At 53.3% G+C, this 274-nt stretch carries 1 protein-coding gene; it reads right to left on the bottom strand.

The annotated features are described in order from the left end of the window. Positions 1-246, bottom strand: a 246-nt coding sequence (locus tag RMT89_RS42915) for a hypothetical protein (protein WP_315889181.1), incomplete at its 3' end; no start/stop codon positions are given. Between the last annotated feature and the right edge of the window lie 28 nt (positions 247-274).

The following is a 274-nucleotide window of genomic DNA, read 5'->3' as shown; positions in this document are numbered from 1 at the left end:
AAAGCCGCCACTCAGACAGGCTTCTCGCACTCCTTCAACACCTCCATACCCACCCTCGAAAAAATCCAAAGCGATATCGATACGGGACAACCGGGCATTGAGCGGTACCAGAAAGTCATACATGGCCTGACGCCAGCCAGGTTTGGCGAAGGTGCAGCCGTTGCCGTTGAGCATAATCAAATAGGTATCGCGCTGATACACGCCGCCACCGGACACACTGCCGACTTCCTCGCCTTCGTCGTTCAAAATGCGTAAGGTGCTATCGTAGAAATTT

The sequence above is a fragment of the Streptomyces sp. P17 genome (genome assembly GCF_032436805.1).
Taxonomy (GTDB): domain Bacteria; phylum Actinomycetota; class Actinomycetes; order Streptomycetales; family Streptomycetaceae; genus Streptomyces.
This window is presented reverse-complemented; position numbering and strand designations above follow the sequence as displayed.